The organism is Ectobacillus polymachus (assembly GCF_048159605.1).
GTDB classification, from domain to species: domain Bacteria; phylum Bacillota; class Bacilli; order Bacillales; family Bacillaceae_G; genus Ectobacillus; species Ectobacillus polymachus.
On record NZ_JBLREB010000001.1, the window covers coordinates 1,611,582 to 1,630,693 of the forward strand.

Here is a 19,112-nt window from a genome sequence, read left to right on the forward strand (position 1 = left end):
CACACATTTTTCTAGATTCCTTACTTTTTAAAGATCCATTTATTTACTATGTTTCGTTATGAATATCTCCAATGTTTCCATTGCCTTTACTACCGTTTTACTTGTTACTGAACCAATGAGATGAATGGATTCATGTGGTAATACAGCAGCCTGTGCAATTGTTTGTATCGCTTCCTTATCCCCTATCGCAATACCAAAATCCGCAAGAGAAGAAGGAAAATGAAATTTCTTATAGTAAGGTAAAAGAAATTCAATTTCATCCCACTTTTTCTCTATTGCTAGTTGTACAAATATACCGTATGCTACTTTCTCCCCATGTAAGAAGGAATGTGTTTCATTCATTTTTGTTAACCCATTATGAATAGCGTGAGCCCCAGCTACTCTTCCAAAGTGATCCCCATAACCTCCAACCATACCTCCAGCAGCAATAATTGTTTCAATGACTTTTATAAAGGCTGGAGAAATCATTTTTATATCCATACTTGCAAGTGCCTTTTCACCCAATTGTAGAGGAACATCTCGACACATTTTTGCCACATGATGAGCAATAGTTACAGAAATAGGTGTATCAAAAAGTTGTTCAATTAATACATTTGCTTCATACCATTTAGCTAGTGTATCAGCTATTCCTGCCTTTAGAAGACGAACTGGAGATGAAAGGATAATACGCGGGTCTACTAAAACCATATTCGTACTTGTAGGAAATACAGTATAATGTGTGAATATACTGGTTTTATCATAAAACACACTTAATGGAGTCCATGCTGCACAGTTAGAAGCAAGAGTGGGAATGAGAACAGTTGCCGTATGGGTTTCATTACCAATTGCTTTTACCAAATCTAATACTTTTCCTCCGCCAACTCCAATGACAGCTTGAAACGCATCTTTTCGAACTTTTCTAGAAATTCTAGCCACTTCCTCTACCGTACATTCCCCTCCATAAACTTCAAATTTACAAAGCACCTGAGAAAATGTTGGGAAATAAGGTTCTGCTGCTTTCCAAGATGCATCACCATGAATAATCAGACAGCTTATAATTCCTCTATTTAACAATCTTCCTTCGAGTGATTCCAATACACCTTCCTCACAAACATACAACTGTGGTGCTCCTCTTACTTCTAAATGTTCTTTCATGCTTTTCCCCTCCTAAGTAATAAGTAAAAAAGAAGTGACGTATTAGGGATGTGAATCCACTTTATACGTCACATTGCGTTTATTTTCGATTAAGCATCCATTCTGGTTTTCCAAACCCTTTGAAATCTTTATCAATTTCAGACTCAAATTCTTTTGACTCTACAGCTGTTTTTATATCTTTTGCAAATTGTTTATCTATATCTTTTGTATTTACAACAACACGATTACGATATTCGTCAGGCATTTTTTCGAGTTGAAGTGCATCAAGCAAATTCATTTTAGCAGCTAAAGCATAGTTTCCTGGTACCGCTGATAAATCAACACTTTCTACTGCACGAGGAAGTTGTGCTGCTTCAATTGGCTTAAATACAAGTTTTTTCTTATTCTCTTTTACATCTTTTTCAGAGACAGTTAATGGATTTACGTTAGGATCAATTTTGATAAAGCCCGCATCCTGTAAAATGACAAATGCACGTGCTGCGTTAGTTGGATCATTTGGAATTGCAATCGAGCTTCCTTCTTTTACATCAAGTAAAGATTTATATGTTTTTGAATAAATTCCCATTGGCGCTGTTGGAACAACTATAACCTCTGAAAGTTGAATGTTATTTTGTTTTGAAAAATTATCCATATAAATCTTATGCTGGAATAGGTTCGCATCAATACTTCCTTCTGCCAATGCTTTATTTGGTTGAATATAGTCACTAAATTCTATTACTGTCACCTTATAGCCCATTTTTTCTAGCTGTGGTTTAATTGCTTTTGAAACCATATCACTATACGGTCCAGTTGTTGCGCCTATTTTAAGTTCCTTTTTGTTTGCAGCAGTTTGAGATTGGGGTTGTCCTCCGCAAGCTGCTAATAGACCTATTGATATTAAAAATACAACTAGCAATACTAATCTCTTCATAAAATAAAGTCCTCCTCAGAAGTGAATTATGAATCTATTTTTTATTTAATTGGCTTGCAATGCGATCCCCTAAAAATTGAAGGATCTGTACAAGACAAATTAATACAATAACCGTTGTAAACATAACCGTATTGTCATAACGATAATATCCATAACGAATAGCTAAATCACCGACACCGCCGCCTCCAACAATTCCAGCCATTGCAGAGTATGCCACTAAACTAATTGTCGTCAATGTAATCCCTTGTACAATCCCTGATTGAGCTTCTGATAAGAGTACATCCTTAATAATCATCCATGGCGTGGCTCCAATTGCTATGCCAGCTTCAATCACTCCTTTATCAATCTCTCGAAAGGAGGTTTCCACAATTCGAGCAAAAAATGGAATAGCTGCTACTGATAAGGAAACCGATGCTGCGGTCGGACCTATCGTTGTGCCAGTAATTAGCTTTGTTAGCGGCAAAAGCGCTACAAGTAATATAATAAATGGAATGGAACGAACGACGTTTACGATGAATCCAACAATTGTTTTAATTACGGTATTTTCTAAAAATAGTCCCTTATCGGTTACAAATAATAAAATGCCAAGAGGCAATCCAATAATAATGGCAACACCAAGAGAGAGAACCACCATATACAATGTTTCAAAAATCGCTTTATTTAATTCAGGTAGAATTTGAATCAGATTAGATAGCATGATACATCACCTCGACATGTTGAGTTTTTAGCATTGTATAGTTAATAGCCTTTTGTACCTCATTCTTTTCTCCAATCAATTCCATTATAAAAATCCCTAGTGGTGTATCTTGTATGTACTCAATTTTTCCATGAAGAATATTTCCTTTGACAATAAAATGCTGAAGCATATCGGAAACAACAGCTTCTTCTGCGATCGTTCCCTTAAATTGAATTTTAATAATGGTTCCTTTTCTTTGTTCTACTAATCGTTTTGGAATTTCAAATTGTAATACACTGTCAATAAATTGCATCGTAATCGGTTGTTGTGGATTAGCAAATACATCATATACCCTGCCTTCTTCTACTATAGATCCATCCTGAATCACAACCATACGGTGACAAATTTCCTTTACAACTTCCATTTCATGCGTAATTAAAACAATTGTTAGTCCAAGCTTTTCATTGATAGACTTTAGCAGTTGCAAAATTGATTTCGTCGTCTTTGGATCTAGCGCCGAAGTTGCCTCATCACAAAGAAGAACAGATGGCTCATTTGCAAGAGCACGTGCAATGCCAACACGTTGCTTTTGACCACCGCTAAGCTGCGTAGGATACACATTACGCTTATCTAATAATCCAACCATTTCGAGCAATTCAGTAGTTCGAACTTCGATTTCCTCCCTTTTCTTACCAGAAGCCCTGAGCGCAAAAGCAATATTCTCATATACGGTTTTCGAGTTAATCAAATAGAAATGCTGAAAAATCATTCCTATCTTTAGTCTAGCTTTTCGTAATTCCTGCTCCGTTAACTTTGTCAGTTCGATACCCTCTATTTTCACACTGCCTGAAGTAGGGGTTTCAAGTAAATTCATGCATCTAAGCAAAGAACTCTTTCCGGCACCGCTATATCCTACAATTCCAAAAATTTCTCCCTTATGAATGCTCAAGGATATATCATTTACAGCTTTAACCTTTCCGTATTTTGTCTCATACTCTTTTGTCACATGCTGAAGTTCAATCATATGCACTCTCCTCTCCTTTACAACATAAATAGCCTCTTTCATTTGAAAGAGGCACCGTGAAAATCGTTACGACTTATCTTTCAGAATAAAAGTATTCTGCAGGAAGTAGCACCGTTCCTAAATTGGAGGTTGCCGGACGTCATAGGGCCTGATCCCTCGGTCACTCTTGATAAGTAAACAAATTATTTAATTTTTTGTTAATTCGAATAATAGTATAAATTGTGACAATTGTCAATTGTTTTCGCAAAATAATTATAGTCTTTACAACGCTACCTTTATTCTTTCTTTGTACTTTTCGTATAACTTGACCCTCGACGAGGGTTTTTTCTCATCTCCTACCGAGGGTTAGCCCGACCTTTGTTGTTGCGGGCAGTTATCACCCACATAGCCTTTTCTGATTTCTCTAAGCTTGAAGTGGGGGTATTACTGCCATTAAATAGCGAGATAAAAGAAAAAGGAGATGCCCCATAAGAGAATGATTATTCTCTATGAGTTTTCTCCTCTTTCATCCACATATTTGCTGAACAGTTCATACAATCCTTTATTCACAAGATAAGATATTTGCTTATCTGATTTATATGGATAACGGTCTCGAAGTCGTATGGAAGCCTTTGCCATTAAGTTCTCCAATACTGAACGCCCACCTTTTCCGTATATTACTTCAGCAAATTCAATTAACTTTGCATCCTCTAAGGAAGCAGAATTGTGATTAAAAAAGAACTTTTCCATTGTCTCACCTCTATATGATAGCGTTTTCATTTTAAATTATATAGGTATGTTAGTCATTTCACAATATTGTATGCTATTTTTTCCTTTAGTTTCATTATAAAACAATATATGTACAGTACTTATGGTTAATTAAGGCGAATTTGTGAACAAATATATATCCTGATAATGGCGTTATTTCCCAATCACAAGCCATCACGAAATAGACCGTAAGATGTTTTACGGTCTATTTCGTTTATGCTATCGAATCCAATATCAAGCGCCTTTTTTCCTGTTTGATGTTCGTTGATATAATAATGAAATGCTTAAAGGAATTACTCCAAACCATCTTTTTAAGAACGGTTCTTTTTCTGAACGGCGTTGTAATCTTTTTTGCACTCGATCCTCTTTTGGATTGTTCATGTAGGTAACAACCTGCTGCGTCACAAATTTAACGTAGTCATTTGTCGACATAGGATTCACCACCATTACAATTGTTATGGATAGTATGTCCTACTTTTCATTCCTTCAAACGCATTTCAATCTCATTTAAAATTGACTGTACGTCCTTATCCGTCGTATCAACTGTAACTGTCGCCTCTTCATACCACTTCTGCCGCATCTTATAAAGAGCAGAAAAGGCTTCGGTATTTTTAAATAAAGGACGGGATGTATCACCTTCTAGCCTTTTTACAATGTGAGAAAGATCACAGTATAAATATAATACTATGCCGTGCTCTTTCATCCATTTTCGATTTTGTTCTCTTCCTATAATTCCTCCACCTGTAGTAATAATCACATTCTCACAAGGAAGCGATTGCAACATATTCGATTCATAATCTCGAAACACTTCCTCCCCTTCATCATGAAAAATGGCTGTGATTTGTTTTCCTGTTTTTCGTTCGATTTCTTCATCTGTATCAATGACCGGCATATTCCATCTTAACCCAAGTTCTTTTCCAATTGTTGTTTTTCCAGATCCCATAAATCCTGTGATGTATAAAGCTTTCATCCCTTACCTCTCCTCAAACCATCTCGTTATTTGCTGCGTATCTTTATTATACTGAAAGCTTGCCTTATATGTTCGATTTTTCCGTGTTTTGCATATAATCGTTACATACATAACAGGGGATCCGGTAGCATCTATTCTTACTTCTCCTTGTTCATATTGATACGTAGTATGCAATGAATCACTCGTATTTCTTTTTACTTCCTGTATACCATTGTTCATTAAAATATCTAAGTGGAGAATTTCTTCTCCTTCAGCATAAAATTTTTTCTCCAATACGTACAAGTTTGCAAAATGGATGAGAAATGAAAACAGAACAAAAGAGAACACCATTGTACCCGGCATTGTAAACCCATTGCTATTTTTCATTTTTTTCACCTAATCGGAAAAAATCGTGTAATCATTCCACTGTGATCCTTCTTGTCCAAATCGATTACATGAACATTCAGGGCAAGTGTTTGTAATTCAAATGAAACGCTCGTTATTTGCTGCAACATAATCTCATGTCCTTTATTATCAACGGTTCGTATGATATCATTTCCGCTTTTTTCATATTTCACCATTTGACCGTTATTTTTCTGAAGCAGAAGCTTATTATTGATAACTGTTACAGACGTTGCTTCTCGAAATTCAATTTGTATCTGTTCTAAGCATAAGGCCCATTCAAAATCAAGAAATTTCCTATCCACTATAGAAATTTGTTTCGGTATAGTGCGCGGTACAAGTGTGATCAGAAGCAAAAGAATGGAAAGACAAAATATCACTTCTAAGAATGTAAACCCTTGTTCTCGTTTAGACATCACGCACACGTTCACACCTACTTTGCTTATGATGATTTAAATCATACCAACTGATGCAAATACGTTTATCGCTGCTTTCATAGCTGTTTTCAACGACAATGTAGTACGTAACACCTGCTTTTACGATTGATGAAGGTTTACTAGTATGATCCAACATAGCAATAATCTGCTCCCTTATCATTTCATTAGCATAGTGACGCATTCTTGTGTGCTTTTCCTCCTTCTGTAATAAAATCAATTGCGGTACTATAATAGAGCAAAGTACAAGGATTATACTTAATGATGCCAGCATTTCCACGAGAATTGCCCCTTTTTCATGCGATATAAAATCTACCTGCGCCAAGTTGAAACACGATTTTATATTTTTTTGTTTTGTACGATACATACATCGTTCCGCCTTTTCCTATGTTTCCATCTGGTCCAAAGGTTAGTGAACTTGATAAGTTGTTCAAATCAATAACAATATCATGATCATAATTACGGATAAGAATCGTCTCTATCCCGTTCGTAATCACATATTGATGAGTCATTGGGTAAAAATGTATTTTATGATTATTGCTATGACTAATTGCTGATTGTTGCATGAAAACAATATCTTGACGTAATTGCTCTAAAAATGTTTCAACTTTCTTCTCTTCGTATTTTGGAAAGAGACCAATCGCTATTAAACCAATAAGCGAAACAACAAACAGGACAAAGATTGCTTCTAAAAGTGTGAATCCAGCTTCATTATTTAGCTTAGTTCGTGCCATTTCCCACTGTAACTGCTCCATTTGAATCGATCATAAGCGGTCTTCCGTCCGGACACTTAGCTGTAGAAATATACTTTTCATCAAGCAAAGCTTGAATCGAAGGGATTGTGCCATTATTAAGCTGATATGCCTGCACTTGTGATTCTGTTGTTTTCACAAGTGCATCACAACCTTTGTTATTTACCGTTTCTCTCTGCTTAACAATATTGGGTATAATTAACAACAGGAGCACCGAAATAATAACGAGAACAAGCAGCATTTCTAACAGGGTAAATCCTTTTTCATTCATGGCTGGTTCCTCCCTATATAGAATCTAGCATCGTGAACATAGGCAAAAGCATGGCTAAGTACATCATCACAACAATGATCCCAATAACCGCAAATAAAATAGGTTGAACAATAACGAGGCACCGATTAACAAGCAATTCAACCTTTTCAATCACCATTTCACTATAATCTGCAAGCTCCTTTCCTAAATTCCCACTTGCTTGTCCATGAGCAACAACATAGGGGAGTTCTTGTTCATAATGATGTCTATTCTGAAGAACCTCATCGAGCTTTTCTCCAGTTTCAAGAAGCTGCTTTATTTCCGTTGCTTCCCAGCGAAAAAAAGAATGATGTGGTTGCATTTCAATATATTGAAATACTTCTTTTACTGATAGCCCCCCTTGCAATAAACTGCTTACTTGTTCGGAGAAATAATGAGAATTGTAAGAAAGCAATAAGGAACGAATGAGTGGAATACCCATCATTATTTTCATCTGTAAAGATGGGTGAAGTTTTTTTACAACAGTATAGTAAACAAGTATAGCTAGGAGAATACCTATCATAAGCACGGTAAAAAGGAAAGGAAGAAAACGTAAAACTGCTATCACTCCATCCGAAATAGGAGATGAAGACTGGATTGATTGATACAAGCTTGAAAACTGAGGAAGCAAAAACGAATTGAATAACAGTACCATTCCGATGAGGAGTAGAAGAAGAAATGCTGGGTAATGAAAAGCCTTCTGAAGCTTACTAGTGTGAAGAATTTTTCGTTCCATCATCGTACAGCTACGGCGAAGTGCCCTTACAATATCTCCATGTTGCTCTGCAAAAAATAGATAACCCAGTATATCAGAATGAAAGGCAAGATTCGTGAAGACAAGATGAATACTGCTTCCCTTCTTTAACTCTTCCATTGCTGCTTGTAATTGAGACTTTCTTGGCCCTTTTAGCACGAGTATCGCAAATTCAAAAGAATGCATAAGCGAATACCCTTTCTCTAACAAATTTGCGAGTTGTTTTAACAGATCAACCTGTTCCTTCATCCTCCATTTCATTTTGAAATGTATTCCTTATCAATGAACCCGAGTACATATCCTCTGTTTATCGCCTTAGCAAGCGTTTCATAATGATACTCTGCTTCCTCTCCTCGCGCCTCTTGCAGTACTTTTGTTAATTCTTGTCCATAAAGAAGCTCATATACACTTAATCTTCGTACTTTTCGCATTTTCTTACATAGTGCCGAACAATTTCCTTTACAAAATGGACACTTCAATTCCACTAATCGCTGTGCAGCCACTGCAAGTAAAGACTGTTCAATTTCTGCATGAGAAATATGAAAATCAAGTAGCCGTAAGATGGCTCCCTTTGCATGATTCGTATGGAGAGTCGTTAATACAAGATGGCCGGTTAAGCTTGCTCGAACAGCCACTTTTGCTGTTTCTTCATCTCGGATTTCACCAACTAAAATGATATCCGGATCATGTCGTAATATTGCTTTTAATCCAGTTGCATACGTAATTCCGGCTCTTTCATTTATTTGTATTTGAAGCATACCATCACTTCGCTTCTCCACTGGATCTTCAAGCGTTACAATTCTTCGTTTTAATTCACGTTGTGCTGTTTGCAGGAGAGAGTACATCGTTGTAGTCTTACCAGAGCCTGTTGGACCAGTAAATATAATTAATCCATGTGAATGCTTTAAAAATGAGACTAATGTTTTTGCCGAATTGGGGAACAAGGAAAGCTGCGATAATGGAGGAACATTAACCTGCGGATGGATCCGAATTACCAGACTCTCTTCATTTAAGGTTGGAAGCGTAGATAGACGAAGTCCTATAAAGGAATCACCCATTTCAATTTCTAATGCACCATTTTGCGGCTTCCGCTTTTCACCTATGTCCATCGATCCTAAAAACTTAAAATGAGAAACTAGCCGTTCTGAAAATGCCTTTGTAATAATATGCCTTGTCGCAAGATCTCGATCCATACGCAGTTCGATAGCTGCATCATGTTGCCTAGGTACAATATGAATGTCAGATGCCTTCAAGTCGTATGCTTCTTTTAGAATTTCATCTGCAAACCTCTTTACGCTATTCATTGGTCATCGCCTCCTCCTTTTCTATATATCATAAATCCATACAGATGAAAATTTCCTAAAATTGTTTCTTTCTTTAAGGAATTTATCACATTAATTAAGATAAAATATTAAAGTATGTTCAAATATGAACAATTAATGAATCATCTTATAAAATGCTTATTATACACATTTTCTATATTATAATATTTTTATTCTTGATAAAGTTAAAAAGGTGGAGATTATAATGGAGCAAGCATTAAAAATAACCAGTGTATTGTCTGATCCTACAAGATTTTACATTTATCAATATATTACGAAAAAGCATGACGATGTAACCGTACAAGAAATTGCCGATAATTTTAATATTCATCCTAACGTTGCCAGACTCCATTTAACAAAATTAGAGGATGTAAATATGCTTTTGTCCGATACAAAGAAAACTGGCAAAGGCGGTCGCCCAAGTCGTTTATACCGTTTGTCAAACGAAGTCATTCAACTGCAATTCCCATTCCGTGACTATCAAATGCTTTCACAGATTGCACTTGATTCATTATTACAGCTTGGTGAAGCTGGAAAATTGGCGCTTTATGAAACAGGAAAAAAATTCGGAAGAGAATTAATCGATCGTTATCTTCAACGTCTTGATATAACAGAAGATAAGCTTACCTTTACCGATAAAGTAAATATTGCAAAGGATGCGTTTACTACTGCTGGATTAACTCCTGAATTTGAAATACAAGAAAGTGCAAATAAAATATACTATCAAGTATATAACTGCCCATTTAAAGAAATTTCACCTGAACATTACAACGATGTCTGCAATATGCATGGCGAAATGATGAAAGGAATATTTGAAACGTTATTTTCAGATATAGAGCTTGACCGTAAAGACGACATCTTAGCAGGTTGCAAGGCTTGTGAATACAAACTACAAGTTAATCAATAATCCAAACCAATATTTATGTTGTGACAAAAGGGAACGTACTTCCTTTTTGTCACATTTTTTCATTAAAATATTTTAAGCGGTTACAATTATAGGAAAAATGGAATATAATACATATTGAGAGTATTCTTCTAATCTGGGGGGATGGTATGAATCGCATGTTTCGCGTTCTTGGCTTCTGGACAGGAATTTTCTCCATCATGTTCTTATTAGGCGATATGAAAACTGCGTCATTACTCTTTTTCGTTCAAACTGTTTTTTTTGTTCTTCTCAGCTTTTTAAACTTATCAGAGCGTCTATATCTTTATATTTTTGGGGCATACTTAACTATATTTTTTATAGGATTTACATACTATACGACATTTCTACTCATTCCTGGCATATCACATTAACAAAGCGGTTTTTCCTAGCCGCTTTGTTTTGCAAATAAAAAAAGGACACCCTGTCCTTTTTTTATTATGGCTATCTTATCATTTATATTCCATTTTGTTCACACCACTCATGAAATTGACGAAAATCAACATCAACAAGTACAAGATCCTTCAATTCCACATTGACAATTATATTTTCCCCGATCTCTAATGCATATCTTGACGCATTTCCTTCTTGAACAACACCCAGTTGATTCTGATAAGGTCCAAAGTTGATATATGCTTTCTTTCCAATAATATCAAAGTTCAACTGCTTCACCTCTTTATTTAGCTTCATTCCATATGTATATGCGCAAGAGAAGTAAATAATTCCATTTTTTGAAATTTTTCTGTTATTCCTGCAATCAAAAGATGTTAAGGTATATTATGCTCTGCTCTATTTGTGAGAAAAAAAGAATGCGCTTTTGCACGCATTCAACATGTAAAACCTTTACCAGTAGTTTGAATCAGCAGTTCGTTAACTTCTTTTATCGTTAAATCAAATATCGTAGTCGTTTGATTGACATAAGGAAAACGCGGAAATCGTTTCTCTATCTTTTTTAGGATTTCTGATGTAAAGAAATCAGCATGCACACCACATTCTGTTTCCAACACAATAGCCCAATCTAATAGATGAAACCCAAGCCCATCAATAAATGTAATGAATTCTTCTCTACCATCCTTTGCAACAAGCAATCGATTTTGCAATTCAAGAAACAAGGATTCTCCAAGTAATTCTTCTAGTTCTTCATCATACTCCCGTTCAATCATTGCTTCATAGCCTACCTCATCCGCCAGCTCTTCTACATCTTCTTTTAATAAACAAAGCAGCTGCTCTAATGAAGCATTCTTTTTCAACTGACTCTGCTGAACAACATTAAGAAAACTTAGATTTTCATTCATATTCTATTCTCCTTACATACTCAAGTAAAGTGGTTATACAAAAAAGGATGTTACCCATTCGAAAGGAAGATTATATATATTAGTCAGAAAGGAGGATCATTTCGAAGTAAATGAACGTAGAAAAGAAAAATAGTAGCGTGTCAAAGTTATAGTATGTTTTTCTTTTGTTCCTTCTGTTTGGATAACTTTTCTGATAAAATGTCTAATTCAGCAATAAACTCAGATTGGTGTAGCTCTCTTTCGTGTATATATTTAATAATCATATAATAAATAAATCCTGCTAGAGCTAGTAATATACAAAAAACAACAACAATCGTTTCAAAGAGACTAAGTCCCATACAAATCCTCCTCGTTTCCTCTACTCCTAGCATAGCAAATTGATTCATTCTTACTACCAAGTTATCTTACCACAATTATTTACAAGGTTCGACTATTTTTCTACATATCTGACAACAAAAAGAAAAGAAAAGATGCTACTTTCACATCTTTTCTCACATGCTATTTATACTTTACTTTCTTGCTTTCTCAATTTGTTCGATAATCGCATCGATACATCCTTGAACAGAAAAACCTTTCATTTTTTCCTTATAGCGAAGACGATAGCCGTACACTTCCTTTACCGCATGAAGTAATTCTTTTTCTGTTAACTGTTCTTCATATATAAGATGACAATATCCTTGTTTTTCAAACGATTGGGCATTCAAAATTTGATCGCCTCGACTTGCAGCTTTAGAAAGAGGGATAAGAATCATCGGCTTTTTCAAAGCTAAAAACTCAAAAATGGCATTGGAACCTGCACGAGATATAACTAAATCCGTTGCAGCCAAGACATCTGGTAATTCTTTACTTATATATTCAAATTGTTTGTAACCACTTTTATTCATTAATGAAGAATCAAGATTTCCCTTCCCACAAAGATGAACAATTTGAAAGCTTTCAAGTAATTGAGGAAGTAATTTTCGAACGGTTTCGTTTATACGCTTCGCTCCTAGACTTCCTCCCATTATCGTGATGACTGGTTTATCACTAGAAAACGAAAGATACTCTAATCCTTTGTAGCGATCTCCTTGTAAAATATCTTCACGAATTGGTGATCCTGTATACACTGCTTTTTCTTTAGGAAGATGTTGCAACGCTTCCTCAAACGTGACAAATATTTTCGAAGCAAATCGAATAGCGATTTTGTTAGCGAGTCCTGGTGTAATATCTGATTCATGTAACAAAACCGGTACTCTATTCATCCAGCCCGCAATTACAACAGGAACCGATACAAAGCCCCCTTTAGAAAAAATAACCTCTGGTTTTGTTTTTCGAATCAAAGAATATGCTTCTATAACACCTTTTAGTACACGAAAAGGATCTTTGAAATTTTTTAAGTCAAAGTAACGACGAAGCTTCCCGCTTGAAATACCCGCATAAGGGATACCAGCTCCTTCGATAATTTCCTTCTCAATCCCTTGTTTTGATCCGATATATTGTATGTTCCAACCCCGCTCTTGTAATTTTGGAATAAGCGCTAAGTTTGGGGTTACATGTCCGGCAGATCCTCCGCCTGTAAACACAATCGTTTTCACAGTTTGTAGCTCCTTTATTCTGTTCTAATAAAAAAGAACTTAAATCATTGTCTTTTCATACTACTGAAAGTATATAGTATAAAAATCCTCTCTTCCATTATAGTACATGGATGCTACAAAAATTTCACAAACTTTAGACCACACTAAAATATCTTGCCTCCGGATGAGAAAAAACGAATGCTGAAACAGAAGCTTCTGGTTCCATCATAAATCCTTCTGTTAATGTAATACCTATCTCTTCTGGGCGAAGAAGGCGGAATAATTTCTCTTGATCCGATAGCTCTGGACAAGCTGGATATCCGAATGAAACACGAATCCCGCGATAGTTCGTACGAAAGCGTTCTTCCATCGTTACACTCGGATTATCAGGAAATCCCCAACGATCGCGAATTAGCATATGTGTACGTTCAGCTAATCCTTCAGCTAACTCAAGAGCAAGTGACTGAATAGCATGGCTGCGTAGATAATCTCCTCGTTCCTTCCATTCCTCTGCAATCTCCCGTACTCCCGTTCCTACAGTTACAGTGAACATTGCAACGTAGTCCATTTCATCACCAACAGGATGTAAATAATCTGCAAGTGTTCTGCCTGGTGTTTTCTTTTGTCTAGGAAATGTGAAGGTTTCTAGAACTTTACTTTGATCTTCCGGATCATAAATATAAATAGTTTGTCCGTCACGTAAAGCAGGGAAAAATTGATAGACTGCCTTAGGACGAAGCCATGCTTCTCCTTCACGCAGTAAATCAGAGACTAGAGCATGTAATTTTAGGGTTTTTTCATCTCCTTCTTCCAGTAGTTTCTTCACATTCCCCTTTATGCCAAGATGGTGTCCAAGCAGCATTTGCCAATTTATAAAAGGTGCTACATATGAAACAGGAATATCACGCAATATCGTCCTTTTCAAAGAATCAGGTACGGGTGCTTTTACATGTTGAAGTGGAGTTATTTCAAGCGTTTGGCTTATAGCAGAATCCTTACGCTTCGTTCGTTCATTTGTTTTCTCATTCTTTTCTTCTAGTAGCAATTTGCGTTCCGTTTCATCTTGAAGACGATTTGCAAGTTCTAATCCTTTCATCGCATCGCTCGCATACAGTACAATTCCCTCATAAGACGGACCAATTCGAGTTTCTGTAAATTTTCGAGTAAGTGCTGCCCCGCCAACAAGAATAGGAGTATCAATTCTTTCCACCTTCAAATCCTCTGCTGTTAGTACCATTTGCTGTGCCGATTTTACGAGTAAGCCCGAAAGACCAATTATGGTTGGACTGTGGGTCTTAACCTGCTTCACCAATTCATCAGATCTGACATTAATACCTAAATTTATAATTTCATATCCATTATTGGATAGAATAATTTCAACAAGATTTTTTCCAATATCATGAACATCGCCCTTTACAGTTGCTAGAATTACCTTTCCTTTCTTTGAAGCTTCTGTACTTTCCATGAAAGGCTCTAAGTAGGAGACAGCCGCCTTCATACTTTCGGCACTCTGCAATACTTCTGCTACTATGAGTTCATTATTGTTAAATAATCGGCCAACTTCATCCATACCGTTCATAAGTGGACCATTAATAATAGACAAAGGATCTCTCTTTTCATCTAATGCCTGTTGTAAATCAAGTGCGAGCCCCTGCTTCGTGCCTTCAACGATATATCTGGCCAAGCGTTCATCCAAGGAAAGAGTTTCAACTTCTATTGTTTCTTTTTTCTTTGCTACGCGGTAAAAAGCAGTAAATGTATCGAGTGTTTCCTTGCTCGTATCAAATAACAGCCTGTCTGATAGTTTTTTTTCCTCTTCTGAAATCGATGCATATCTTTCTAGCTTTTCCGTATTCACAATTGCATAATCCAGACCAGCCTTCGTTGCATGATATAAAAACACAGAATTTAACACTTCACGACCTGCAGGTGGAAGACCAAAGGAAATATTACTAACACCAAGTATTGTCAAACATTCAGGAAAGGCTTCTTTAATGAGTCGTATTCCTTCAATGGTTGCAGCAGCTGCTCCAATATAGTTTTGATCGCCAGTTCCAACCGGGAATACGAGCGGATCAAAAATAATGTCTGAAGGGCGAATATCATATTTTTGCGTAAGTAATTCGTAGCTCCTTTTCGCAATTTCAAACTTTCGATCCGCCGTTACAGCCATTCCATCCTCATCAATTGTCCCAACAACAACTGCAGCCCCATATTTATGAATGAGTGGAACAACCTTTTGAAATCGATCTTCACCGTTTTCTAAATTAATTGAATTTAAAATGGCTTTCCCTTGTGAGTAGGAAAGTGCACGCTCCATTACTCGTTCATCCGTAGAATCTATCATAAGTGGTGTTTTAATCATTTTCGTTGCTATTTGTAAAAACTGTTCTATATCCTCGATTTCATTTCGATCCGGATCGGCCATACACACATCAATTACATGTGCATTTCGCTTTACTTGTGCTCTCGCTATTTCCGCTGCTTCTTCAAACTTTCCTTCTGCTATCAAACGTTTGAATGCGCGTGATCCAATGACATTCGTTCGCTCCCCGACAAATAGAGGCCGCATAGAATCTTCATATTGCAGCGGTTCTAAGCCGCTTACGGCATGACCTTTACGATGATACTTAGGACGCGGACGCAACCCTGCTACTGCTTCCTTTAAAGCCCGAATATGATCAGGAGTTGTCCCACAGCAGCCACCAATAATATTCACCCATCCTTCTTCAGCGAACGTTTTCATCTTCGTTGCAAGTGACTGAGGAGATTCATGATAGTGCCCTTCTTCATCTGGAAGACCTGCATTCGGATAGCAGGAGATATAGCTTTCTGATAGACCGTTTAAAGAACGAATTGATTCCCTCATAAACTCTGGTCCAGTCGCACAATTTAATCCGACTGATAATGGCTTTATATGCTCGATTGATAAATAAAATGCTTCAATTGACTGCCCAGCAAGTGTTGTTCCCATTGGTTCAATCGTACCAGAAATCATGACTGGTACTTTCTTATTTAACTCTTGGAAAGACCGTTCTATGCCAATACAGGCCGCTTTCACATTTCGCATATCCTGACTTGTTTCCACCAATAATACATCTACTCCACCTCTTAGAAGGCCAAGTGATTGTCTCTCATAGGATTCAACTAATTTATCAAAAGTCACACCGCCTGTAACGCTAATAGCCTTCGTCGTTGGTCCCATGGCACCCGCAATATAAACTTCCTTACCCGATTGTTCTACTGCCTTTCTTGCAATTTGTACGGCTAACTCATTCATTTCTATATCATATTGTTCAAGGTTATAATCCTTTAAAACGATCTTCGTAGCCCCAAATGTGTTCGTTTCAATAATATCTGCTCCTGCATCAATGTATGCTTGATGAATAGCTAAGATAAGATCTGGACGAGTTTTTATTAAATATTCATTGCATCCTTCAAATTCCTCTCCGCCAAAATCTACAGCAGTTAAATTTGCCTGTTGTATCATCGTTCCCATAGCTCCGTCCAGAAGTAAAATTCGTTCCTCTAATGCTTGTTCAATTCCCCGCATGTCGTTGCTCCCTTTCTTCTTACTTTTATATATCGTACGAGTTCTTCTGATATCTCAAATTTTTGAAATGGAGTGATGATATACACACCATGAAATAACTTCATTGCCTCATCAATTAGTTCTTTTGCAATCTTTAACCCTTCCTCTACCGCATTCTCAGGAGCTAGATGATTATCCATCCGTTTTCTTACTTCATCTGGTAACGTAATTCCTGGTACTTCGTAATGCAAAAAATCTGCATTTCGTTTACTAACGAGTGGCATGATTCCAATAAATATTGGCGTTTTAAAATCTTTTACTGCTTCGTAGGTTTTTCGTAACACTTCTTTATCAAAAATTGGTTGTGTTAAAAAATAGTCCGCACCGGCAGCAATTTTTTTCTCCATCCTTCGAACTGCCCCGTCAATGTATCGAACATTCGGATTAAAGGCAGCTGCAACTGAAAAAGATGTCGGAACGCCGATAGATTTACCTAATGGTGAGCGCCCATCATTTAACTCCTTTATCATCCGAATTAATTCGAATGAGGATACATCGAATACTGATGTTGCTCCTGGAAAATCTCCAACTCTTGCCGGATCTCCCGTTAGCGCTAATACTTCATGTATGCCTAAGGAAGACAAACCTAACAAGTGCGAATGTAAACCAATTAAATTATGATCACGACATGTTAAATGTGCGAGAACTGGAATATCATAACGTCTAAGGAGTGCCCCCATTGCCATATTTGAGATACGCGGGCTGGCTAGTGAATTGTCAGCAAGAGTAATTGCATCTGCTCCTGCTCGTTTTAAAGCCTTTGCTCCTTCAAAAAATCGTTGTGTTTGCAATTGTTTTGGTGGATCTAATTCAACAATAACCGTTGTTTCACGTTTCGCCTTTTCAGCCAAAGAAGATACTACTGCTGTTATAGGCTGTATTGTGACAATAGGTGAAGGACGATGCTTAATCTTCTTCTCGTTAACTGGCGCTTCACCATTCAATGCGTGTCTCATTGCTCGAATATGTTCTGGCGTCGTACCGCAGCAGCCTCCAAGCAATCGTACACCTTGCTCGATAAACCTCTTAGCCATCTGTTCAAAATAATCTGCAGTACCTTTGTACTCATAGCGTCCATTATCATATTTTGGCAATCCAGCATTTGGGTATGCGGATAAGTATCCTTTACTAGGTAAGGATACTGTTTCTAATGATTCAATCATGCGCAGCGGTCCCAAGTGGCAATTTAATCCAACAACGTCGGCTCCTTTTTGCTGTAATTCATCTAATACTTGTTCGATGAATCGTCCACTTTGTGTAAGCCCTGCTTCGTGTAAGGCTACTTGTGCTACAATCGGCAGATTCGTTGCCTTCCGTAATACGCCAAGTGCGTGATAGAGTTCAACTTCATCGTAAAACGTTTCTAGAAGAAGAGCATCGGCCCCTTCTTCCAATAGTGCGCTAGCTTGCTCCATAAGCATAAATTCCCGCTCAACTTCTGTAGTCATAACAGATCCTATATGCTTCATACCACCAATTGTTCCAAGTACAATCGTATTCGCTTTCGCAGCTTTTCTAGCATTTCGAACTGCTTCTCGATTTATTTTTTTTACTTCATTTTCTAAACCATACATACGAAGTTTCCCTTCGTTGGCTCCGTATGTATGTGTTTGAATGACATCTGCTCCTGCTTCCACGTACAGCCTATGGATTTCAGTAATTCTTTCAGGCTCTGTTACATTCAACTCTTCAAAGCAGCTTTGCAAACCGTATGAATGGAGCATTGTTCCCATCGCTCCATCTCCTATCAGGATCCCCTGCCCAAGACTATCTACTAAGTTGCCCATATGTCACACTCCCCATATTCTGCTAACCCAAAAGAGGGAGATGAAAGAAACCCCTACTTTTAGAATGTTTCATTTTATCAAACAAAGGATCCCCCACTTCAAAGAAGAGGGGGATCCTTTGTTTCCTCCTCTTATCACGCAAAACCATTGTTTTGCAGGTTGTAGCACCGTTTCAAACATTCGTTTGAAGGTTGCCGGGCTTCATAGGGCCTATCCCTCCACCACTCTCGATAAGAGTTTCAAATCTGCTAGCTTGTAAGTGAATAATTTTTCAATTAATTTATCATGTACGACAGCAAATCGTCAATTCATTTTCAGAAAAAATATTTTTTTCTGAATACACAAAAAACAATTGCATTTTCTATCTACTTTGATATACAGTATTAAAAAGCCTTAACAATTTCATATATTCTTATCAAGAGAGGCAGAGGGACTGGCCCTGCGAAGCCTCAGCAACCATTAACAACCCTGTTAATACGGTGCTAATTCCAGCAAATTCACAATGAATTTGACAGATAAGAAGGTATAATCCAAAAAGCCTTCTTCTTATGAGAAGGCTTTTTTACATTA

Annotated in this window: 22 protein-coding genes and 3 riboswitches; of the genes, 2 read left to right on the forward strand and 20 right to left on the reverse strand. The window is 37.0% G+C overall.

Annotation, left to right across the window (positions count from 1 at the left end; all coding sequences use genetic code 11):
* Positions 1-39: 39 nt before the first annotated feature.
* The 14 genes from ACM5BR_RS08275 to comGA all read right to left on the reverse strand — a co-directional run bounded on the left by ACM5BR_RS08275 (position 40) and on the right by comGA (position 9,375).
* Entirely contained in the window at positions 40-1,134 is a 1,095-nt protein-coding gene (locus ACM5BR_RS08275) for an iron-containing alcohol dehydrogenase family protein (RefSeq protein WP_416827203.1), read from the reverse strand.
* Positions 1,135-1,213: 79 nt separating this feature from the next.
* Positions 1,214-2,044, reverse strand: a complete 831-nt coding sequence (locus ACM5BR_RS08280) for a MetQ/NlpA family ABC transporter substrate-binding protein (RefSeq protein WP_416827204.1) — start codon at positions 2,042-2,044, stop codon at positions 1,214-1,216.
* A gap of 34 nt (positions 2,045-2,078) precedes the next feature.
* Positions 2,079-2,741, reverse strand: a complete 663-nt coding sequence (locus tag ACM5BR_RS08285) for a methionine ABC transporter permease (protein ID WP_416827205.1) — start codon at positions 2,739-2,741, stop codon at positions 2,079-2,081.
* Positions 2,731-3,744 (reverse strand): methionine ABC transporter ATP-binding protein, encoded by a 1,014-nt coding sequence (locus tag ACM5BR_RS08290; protein ID WP_416827206.1) that lies wholly within the window; start codon positions 3,742-3,744, stop codon positions 2,731-2,733. The genes ACM5BR_RS08285 and ACM5BR_RS08290 overlap by 11 nt, the downstream gene beginning before the upstream one ends.
* 70 nt (positions 3,745-3,814) lie before the next feature.
* A riboswitch (SAM riboswitch) is annotated at positions 3,815-3,920 on the reverse strand.
* A gap of 310 nt (positions 3,921-4,230) precedes the next feature.
* Positions 4,231-4,473 (reverse strand): hypothetical protein, encoded by a 243-nt coding sequence (locus ACM5BR_RS08295; protein WP_416827207.1) that lies wholly within the window; start codon positions 4,471-4,473, stop codon positions 4,231-4,233.
* 252 nt (positions 4,474-4,725) lie between these two features.
* On the reverse strand, positions 4,726-4,923 hold the full coding sequence (locus tag ACM5BR_RS08300; RefSeq protein ID WP_416827208.1) for a YqzE family protein: 198 nt from the start codon (positions 4,921-4,923) through the stop codon (positions 4,726-4,728).
* A gap of 46 nt (positions 4,924-4,969) precedes the next feature.
* Positions 4,970-5,461, reverse strand: coding sequence for a shikimate kinase (locus ACM5BR_RS08305; RefSeq protein WP_416827209.1), 492 nt, complete (start codon positions 5,459-5,461; stop codon positions 4,970-4,972).
* Positions 5,462-5,464: 3 nt separating this feature from the next.
* Complete coding sequence (comGG, locus tag ACM5BR_RS08310) at positions 5,465-5,827, reverse strand: competence type IV pilus minor pilin ComGG (RefSeq protein ID WP_416827210.1); 363 nt, start codon at positions 5,825-5,827, stop codon at positions 5,465-5,467.
* A gap of 5 nt (positions 5,828-5,832) precedes the next feature.
* Complete coding sequence (gene comGF, locus ACM5BR_RS08315) at positions 5,833-6,258, reverse strand: competence type IV pilus minor pilin ComGF (protein WP_416827873.1); 426 nt, start codon at positions 6,256-6,258, stop codon at positions 5,833-5,835.
* Complete coding sequence (locus ACM5BR_RS08320) at positions 6,251-6,556, reverse strand: hypothetical protein (protein ID WP_416827211.1); 306 nt, start codon at positions 6,554-6,556, stop codon at positions 6,251-6,253. The genes comGF and ACM5BR_RS08320 overlap by 8 nt, the downstream gene beginning before the upstream one ends.
* 16 nt (positions 6,557-6,572) lie before the next feature.
* On the reverse strand, positions 6,573-7,010 hold the full coding sequence (comGD, locus tag ACM5BR_RS08325) for a competence type IV pilus minor pilin ComGD (RefSeq protein WP_416827212.1): 438 nt from the start codon (positions 7,008-7,010) through the stop codon (positions 6,573-6,575).
* Complete coding sequence (gene comGC / locus ACM5BR_RS08330) at positions 6,997-7,299, reverse strand: competence type IV pilus major pilin ComGC (protein WP_416827213.1); 303 nt, start codon at positions 7,297-7,299, stop codon at positions 6,997-6,999. Before comGC ends, comGD begins: the two co-directional genes overlap by 14 nt.
* A gap of 13 nt (positions 7,300-7,312) precedes the next feature.
* Complete coding sequence (gene comGB / locus ACM5BR_RS08335; protein ID WP_416827214.1) at positions 7,313-8,320, reverse strand: competence type IV pilus assembly protein ComGB; 1,008 nt, start codon at positions 8,318-8,320, stop codon at positions 7,313-7,315.
* A gap of 8 nt (positions 8,321-8,328) precedes the next feature.
* On the reverse strand, positions 8,329-9,375 hold the full coding sequence (gene comGA, locus ACM5BR_RS08340) for a competence type IV pilus ATPase ComGA (protein WP_416827215.1): 1,047 nt from the start codon (positions 9,373-9,375) through the stop codon (positions 8,329-8,331).
* 223 nt (positions 9,376-9,598) lie between these two features.
* On the opposite strand from comGA, the gene ACM5BR_RS08345 reads away from it, so the two are divergent.
* Both ACM5BR_RS08345 and ACM5BR_RS08350 read left to right on the forward strand, forming a co-directional pair.
* Complete coding sequence (locus tag ACM5BR_RS08345; protein WP_416827216.1) at positions 9,599-10,300, forward strand: helix-turn-helix transcriptional regulator; 702 nt, start codon at positions 9,599-9,601, stop codon at positions 10,298-10,300.
* A gap of 146 nt (positions 10,301-10,446) precedes the next feature.
* On the forward strand, positions 10,447-10,689 hold the full coding sequence (locus tag ACM5BR_RS08350) for a DUF2626 domain-containing protein (RefSeq protein WP_416827217.1): 243 nt from the start codon (positions 10,447-10,449) through the stop codon (positions 10,687-10,689).
* 82 nt (positions 10,690-10,771) lie between these two features.
* On the opposite strand, the gene ACM5BR_RS08355 is transcribed toward ACM5BR_RS08350, so the two are convergent.
* From ACM5BR_RS08355 to ACM5BR_RS08380, 6 genes are all read right to left on the reverse strand, one after another.
* Positions 10,772-10,978, reverse strand: a complete 207-nt coding sequence (locus tag ACM5BR_RS08355; RefSeq protein ID WP_416827218.1) for a DUF3912 family protein — start codon at positions 10,976-10,978, stop codon at positions 10,772-10,774.
* 164 nt (positions 10,979-11,142) lie between these two features.
* A complete protein-coding gene (locus ACM5BR_RS08360) occupies positions 11,143-11,610 on the reverse strand; it encodes a hypothetical protein (protein WP_416827219.1) in 468 nt (155 codons plus the stop codon).
* A 146-nt stretch (positions 11,611-11,756) separates the two neighbouring features.
* Positions 11,757-11,948, reverse strand: a complete 192-nt coding sequence (locus ACM5BR_RS08365) for a hypothetical protein (protein ID WP_416827220.1) — start codon at positions 11,946-11,948, stop codon at positions 11,757-11,759.
* 171 nt (positions 11,949-12,119) lie between these two features.
* The gene (locus tag ACM5BR_RS08370; protein WP_416827221.1) at positions 12,120-13,184 is read right to left on the reverse strand and encodes an undecaprenyldiphospho-muramoylpentapeptide beta-N-acetylglucosaminyltransferase; all 1,065 of its coding nucleotides are present in this window, start codon (positions 13,182-13,184) and stop codon (positions 12,120-12,122) included.
* Positions 13,185-13,317: 133 nt separating this feature from the next.
* Positions 13,318-16,716, reverse strand: a complete 3,399-nt coding sequence (gene metH / locus ACM5BR_RS08375; RefSeq protein WP_416827222.1) for a methionine synthase — start codon at positions 16,714-16,716, stop codon at positions 13,318-13,320.
* Complete coding sequence (locus ACM5BR_RS08380) at positions 16,692-18,542, reverse strand: bifunctional homocysteine S-methyltransferase/methylenetetrahydrofolate reductase (protein WP_416827223.1); 1,851 nt, start codon at positions 18,540-18,542, stop codon at positions 16,692-16,694. The genes metH and ACM5BR_RS08380 overlap by 25 nt, the downstream gene beginning before the upstream one ends.
* 128 nt (positions 18,543-18,670) lie before the next feature.
* Positions 18,671-18,779, reverse strand: a riboswitch (SAM riboswitch).
* A gap of 172 nt (positions 18,780-18,951) precedes the next feature.
* Positions 18,952-19,064: riboswitch (SAM riboswitch) on the forward strand.
* The last annotated feature ends 48 nt before the right edge of the window (positions 19,065-19,112 follow it).